General features: G+C 74.4%; 4 protein-coding genes. All 4 read right to left on the bottom strand.

Annotation, left to right across the window (positions count from 1 at the left end):
• Window positions 1-98: 98 nt before the first annotated feature.
• Window positions 99-926 (bottom strand): transglycosylase SLT domain-containing protein, encoded by an 828-nt coding sequence (locus tag LZF96_RS24165; protein WP_267941311.1) that lies wholly within the window; start codon window positions 924-926, stop codon window positions 99-101.
• A 546-nt stretch (window positions 927-1,472) separates the two neighbouring features.
• Entirely contained in the window at window positions 1,473-3,443 is a 1,971-nt protein-coding gene (gene pknB / locus LZF96_RS24160) for a Stk1 family PASTA domain-containing Ser/Thr kinase (RefSeq protein ID WP_233876576.1), read from the bottom strand.
• Between the two features lie 170 nt (window positions 3,444-3,613).
• Complete coding sequence (locus LZF96_RS24155; RefSeq protein WP_233876574.1) at window positions 3,614-4,594, bottom strand: DUF4190 domain-containing protein; 981 nt, start codon at window positions 4,592-4,594, stop codon at window positions 3,614-3,616.
• Between the two features lie 633 nt (window positions 4,595-5,227).
• Window positions 5,228-6,151: a thiazole synthase gene (locus LZF96_RS24150; RefSeq protein WP_267941310.1), complete on the bottom strand. Its 924-nt coding sequence runs from the start codon at window positions 6,149-6,151 to the stop codon at window positions 5,228-5,230.

Here is a 6,151-nt window from a genome sequence, read left to right as displayed (position 1 = left end):
ACCGCCGGCCGCGGCCCCCGTTCCCGCCCCTTCCGGTGGTCGCCGCCCGTCCCCGTCCCCGGGCGGCGGGTCCGGCGATCCGGACCTCGACGGACGGCTCAGTACGGGCCGTTGACGTTGTCGATCGAGCCGTAGCGGTGGGCGGCGTAGTTGGCCGCCGCCACCAGGTTGGCCACCGGGTCGTACAGGTCGTGGGGGGTGCCCGGCACGTGGTAGGCGTCGAAGGTCGGCTGGATGACCTGGAGCAGGCCGATCGACGGGGTGCCGTTCTGCGCGTTGATGTCCCACAGGTTGATGGCGTTCGGGTTGCCGCTGGACTCGCGCATGATGTTGCGGTGCAGGCCGTCGTAGCTGCCGGGTATGCCGTGGAAGGACATGATGTCCAGCGCCTCGAGGATCCAGCCGTCCAGGTCGTCGGTGTAGACCTTGTAACCGGTGGAGTCGGTGGACACCCCGGTCGGAACGGCGCCGGCGGTTCCGGTCGGGGCGCTCGCCGCGACCGCGGGCACGACCTGCCGCGACGCGGAGCGGTCCGCCGCCCGCTCGGCCTCCTCGGCGGCCCGTGCCTCCTCGGCCTCCTCGGCGGCCCGTGCCTCCTCGGCCTCCCGGTGGTCGGCCGCGTCGGCGTGGGCGATCACCGCGTGCCGCTCGACGGCGTGCTCCCGGACGGCGTCCGTCCACTGCCGTTCCACCGTCTCGCGGTGCTCCGCGATCGCCTCGGCGTCCACCAGGGCCCGGGCGACCGGGGAGGTCGTCGGGGCACCGGGGTCGTTCCCGGTCACCGACAGCAGCGGCACGGTCAGGGCCAGGGCGGCCACGCCGAGGGCGGTCGCGGTCACCCGGCTTCCGACGGACCCGGCCGTGATCGCGGGAACGGTGGGAAGGCCGGGGACGCGGCGGTGTCGCGGGGGGCGATGAGCGGGCATGCGGGGTTACCTCGTGTTCGTCGCGTTCGGGGGCGAGGGGAATCCACGGGGAAGGTCCGGGGACGTCGCGAGGAATTGGTAACAGTGCGTCCAAGAGGTGGTAAAGCGGGCTTTTTACTACGCGTGATAGTCGCGCAGGTGCGTTCGGCGGCATGCCGGGGAAAGTCGGGACGAAGGTCCCGGAGGGTGCGGAATTCCCGTCCGGGGCGGTCCGGGGCGGGGTCGGTCGGCTCCCGCACGGCGCGGCGGCGCCGTGGTCTACGTGCCGACCCCGGCCGGACGGTCACGGGGAATTCCGTCGCGGGGGCCCGGGTCGGCCCGGGGTGGGAGAGGGCGCCGCGTCGAACGGGGGAGGCGCGGCCCCCGGTGCCCCGTGGTCGGCCGGGCGGGCCGGGTCGACGGAGAGGCCCGGGGAAACACCGTGCCGTGGGTCGACCGGGACGCGTGGCGGGCCACTAGGCGCGGTCGTAGGTGACCAAGGTCCCTGTGGTCGGGATCACGGTCCCCCGAGGTGCGCCATGGGAATAAATGCGCTAATAGATGCCCTTATCGGACAAAAATGGTGATGGTGGAACCTTTAGGGACGGATCCCCCGCTGTGCACGGACTGGTTGAAGACCGTGCCGAAGAAGAAGACACGCTGGACCTCCACCTCGAAGCCGGCCTCCTCCAGCACCCGGATCGCCGCGTCCTCCTCCATGCCCCGCACATCGGGAACGACGATCATCTCGGGCCCCTTGGAGATCTCCAGGGTGATCGTGTCGCCCTCGCCCACGCTCTCCCCGACCTCCGGGCTCTGCCCGGCGACCGCCCCCGCCTCCCGCTCCGAGTGCACCCGCTCGCCCTCGACCTCCACCTCGAGGCCGATCTCGCGCAGACGCTGGATCGCGGTCCCCTCGGGCAGGCCGAGCACCTCCGGCACGCTCACCTCGCGTCCCCGGCTGATCGTCAGCGCCACCGCCGAGTCCGGACGCCGCTCGACACCCGCGGCCGGCTCCGTCGAGATCACCGCTCCCCGGGGCACCGTCGGGTGGAACTCGGCGGCGGAGTCCCCGGGGGTCAGCCCCACGTCACGCAGGGCCCCCCGGGCCGTGTCCTCCGGCATCCCGCTCACATCCGGGACCTCGATCACCTCGGGTCCCCGGGACAGGGTCACCGTCACCGTGCCGTTGCGGCGGATGCGGTCCCCGCGCTCGGGCACCGTGGAGATCACATGGTCCGCCGCCACGACGGGCGAGAACTCCTCGCGGAACTCCACCCGCAGCCCGGCGTCCTCGATGAGCTGCTGCGCCTCGGCGCGCGGCAGGTCGTAGACACCCGGCGTGCGCAGGAACTGCCCCGCGTTGACGTACCAGAAGAACGCCCCCAGCCCGAGCACCGCCAGCAGTACCACGGGCAGGGCGAACCGCCCGCGCCGCCCGCGCCCGCGCGGGCGCTCGTACCCGCCGGGTGCCTCGGGCTCCCCGTGCACCGGTCCGCCGCCGTCCCCGGTCGGGGGCAGCTCGATCACCGCGGTCCGCTCGATCCGGTCGGGCGCCTCCGCGCCCAGCACGGAGCGCACCGGCACCACGCTGGTGGGATCCTCGGACCCCACCTTCCGCATGTCGATCCGGGAGGGCCACCGCCCCGGCGGAACGGAGTCCAGCTCCGCGTCGGTCATCCCGGCCCGGATCGAGCGGACCAGGGACAGCAGCACGGCCGCGTCGGCCGGCCGGCGGTTCGGGTCGCGCTCGCACGCCACCGCCACCAGTCGGTCCAGTGCCGGGGGCAGCCCCGGCACCAGCAGGGACGGGGCCGGGATGTCGGCGCGCACGTGGGAGAGCAGCACCTGCGCGGGGGAATCCCCGGGGTGCGGCTTGGTGCCGGTCAGCATCTCGTACAGGGTGATCCCGCAGGCGTACACGTCGCCGCGCGGCTCGACCGTGCCGTGTTCGATCTGCTCGGGCGCCAGGTAGGAGACGGTGCCCAGCAGCGAGCCGGAGCCCCCGGTCCCGCCGACGCCCGTGGAGGTTCCCGCGTCCACGCCGCGCACCAGGCCGAAGTCCGCGACCTTCACCCGGCCGTCGTCCCCGATCAGCACGTTCTCCGGCTTCACGTCGCGGTGCACCAGTCCGGCGCGGTGCGCCGCCCCCAGGCCGGCCAGCATCGGCTCCAGGATGTCCAGCACCGCCCGGGGGGTCAGCGCCCCGCCGTCCCGCAGCACGTCGCGCAGGGTGCAGCCGGGCACGTACTCCATGGCGAGGTAGACCCAGCCCCGGTCCCGACCCTGGTCGGTGACCCCGACCACGTTGGGGTGGTCCAGACGGGCGGCGGCCTTCGCCTCCCGGATGAACCGCTCCACGAAGCCGGAGTCCACGGAGAGGGAGGGGTGCATCACCTTCAGGGCCAGCCGCCGGTCCAGGCGGGTGTCCAGCGCGCGATAGACCGTGGCCATGCCGCCGATCGCCACCCGTGCCTCCACGTGGTAGCGGTCGTCCAGCAGATGCCCGATCAGCGGGTCCCGAACGGTGGTGTCCACAGCGGGAAGTCTACGAGCCGACGCCCGGGTGAGGGGCGTGCGGCCCGAACCGCTCCGGGGTCGGAGCGAAACGGTGACGTGGCGGAGACATCGCCCCGGCCGGATCCGTTCGGCGTGTCCGACCCGGGGCGCGCCCACCGACGTCCGTCGCGCCCGGCGGCGCCGGTCCCTCAACCGAGCACCGAGGGGGTGCCGGTACCGAGGCCCAACGCCTCCCGCAGTTCGACCTCCTCGGCCCCGACGAGGAGGGTGGCCTCCTCGTAGTGCTCCCAGAAGAGGTCGGGGTCCTCCGCCCCGGCGGCCGACTCCCACGCCCCGGACTCCGTCGCGTACCGCTCGGCGAGCGCCTCGGCCGCCTCCGCGACCCCGGCTCCGGTGCCCCACTCGGCGGCCCGGAGGTCCTCGGCGGCCCGCCGGGACCCGTCGGCCATCCGCCCCGCCCAGTCGATCAGCGCCGAGACGTCCGCCTCCTCCTCGGCGGTCGTCGGCACCCCCCACCACAGGTCGTCGTACGGGCCGACGGCGTCGAGGTAGGCCAGCTGCTCGGGGGTGTGGTCGACCCGGAAGCCGCGCATCGAGTCGGTCGTCCCCCCGCCCGGGGTCGCGATGACGCAGGTGACGATGTGGTCGCCGGCCGCCCAGCCGGGTCGGGAGGGGTGGTAGTACTCCAGGATCGCGCTGCCGGCCCACGGGTCGATGGCGTACCGACGGGCCTCCTCGGCGCACCGCTCGTAGGCGGTGGTGTCCCACCATTCCTCGCCCGGGTACTCCTCGAGCTCCCGGCCGACGTCGAGCAGCGCGACCACCTCGGCGTCGTGCGGCTCGGCGCAGGGCACCGTCTCGACATCGGTCACCTCGCCGTCGGCGGAGAGATCCTCCGCGGAGGGGGAGAGGAAGCAGGTGCCGACGGCCAGGTCGGTCATGGCCGTCCCGGAGTTCCCCCACCTCTCGGAGTCGGGGTCGATGAGGACCGGGACCACCACGGCGGTGATCATGACGACGGAGTAGCAGCCCACGACGATCGCGGCGATGGCGAACCCCCGGCCCCGGACCGGGGGTCGGTGGCGCCGCAGTCGCACCAGGGCGACGATGCCCAGGATCAGACCGATCGGCGCCATCGGGAAGGCCAGGACAAGGGCCGCGATCGACAACCGGTCGGTCCTCGGCGGGGCGGGCGGGGCCCACGCTCCGGGCGGACCGTGCCAGGCGCCCGGTGGCGGGGTGTGGGGGCCGGGGCCCGCGTGCGGCGGGTACGGTCCCACCGGCCCGGTCGGGTACGGGCCGGTCGGGTACGGGTCGGTCGGTCCCCCGGACGGGTACGGCCCGGACGTCGGCGGGGGCGCCCCGGTGGAGCCGTGCCCGTACGGGCCGGTCGGGGGATCCTTCCGGCGGGAGTGCGCGGCGGCGGACGGCTCGGTCCCGTCCGGTGACGGTGACGCCGGTGGGTTGGTGGTCAAGACGGGGTCCATCCCGGGTCGGGGCTCCCCGGACGATCGGGGAGCGGTGGGTCCACGGGGCGGGGGGCTCCCGCCCCACCGGGGCGGTGCGGGACGCCCGACCGACCCCGGGGCGGCGGCACCGTGGCGGGGCCGCCGAGGCCCGGTACACGTCGTGTCGACCGGGCATCGGAGCGGGATGCCGGGAGAAGAACGAGAGGGACATCCGGCCGATGATCGTCGGATGGTATACCGCGCTTCCCCCGGAGGCCGGGCACCCCCGGGGGTACACCCCGGAAGGGGACGCGCCGGCCTCCCGCCCGATTTCCCGGCGTTCCCCGAAATCGCTCAGTCCCCGAACGCGGGCCGCTCCGGGTCGAGATCGGCCCGACCGTCCATCGGCGAGGACGCCTCGGCGAAGAACCGCCGCGGGATCCGTCCCGCCCCGGCGGCCAGGAACCCCGCCTCCACCGCCAGCCGCATCGCCCGGGCCATCACGACCGGCCGCTGCGCCCGGGTGACGGCCGAGGCCAGCATCACCCCGTCACACCCCAGCTCCATCGCCAGCGCGGCGTCCGAGGCGGTGCCCGCCCCGGCGTCCAGGATGACCGGCACCCGGACGTGCTCGCGGATCAGCCGGAAGTTGTGCGGGTTGCGGATCCCCAGGCCGGAGCCGATCGGCGAGCCCAGCGGCATCACCGCCGCGCACCCCGCCTCCTCCAGTCGGCGCGCCAGCACCGGGTCGTCGTTGGTGTACGGCAGGACGGTGAACCCGTCCTCCACCAGCGTCTCGGCGGCCTCCAACGTCTCCACCGGATCCGGCAACAGGGTCCGCTCGTCGGCGATGACCTCCAGCTTCACCAGGTCGGTGCCCAGCGCCTCGCGCGCCAGTCGGGCGGTCAGCACGGCCTCGCCGGCGGTGAAGCACCCGGCGGTGTTCGGCAGCACCGCGATGCCCAGATCCTCCAGCACCGACAGCACCGAACCCCGAACCGAGGGGGTCACCCGGCGCATCGCCACGGTGGTCAGCTCCGTGCCGGAGGCCACCAGCGCGTCGCGCAGCACCCGCGGACTGGGGGCGCCGCCGGTGCCCATGATCAGCCGGGAGTCGAAACGGTGTTCGCCCAGTACCAGCGGCTCCGTCGCCGGTGCCGAACCCTTCCCGGAGCGGGCTCCCGGGCCGCTGGCGGGAGTGTGCGCGACCCCGGGAGCCACCCGGGTCGGTCCGTCGGGCCCACCCGGTCCGTCCGTCGTACGGGACGCGTCGGTCAT

The organism is Streptomyces sp. ST2-7A (genome assembly GCF_021390475.1).
Taxonomy (GTDB): domain Bacteria; phylum Actinomycetota; class Actinomycetes; order Streptomycetales; family Streptomycetaceae; genus Streptomyces.
The sequence above is the reverse complement of the archived record's forward strand: the minus strand, read 5'-3'. Positions and strand labels throughout refer to the sequence as shown.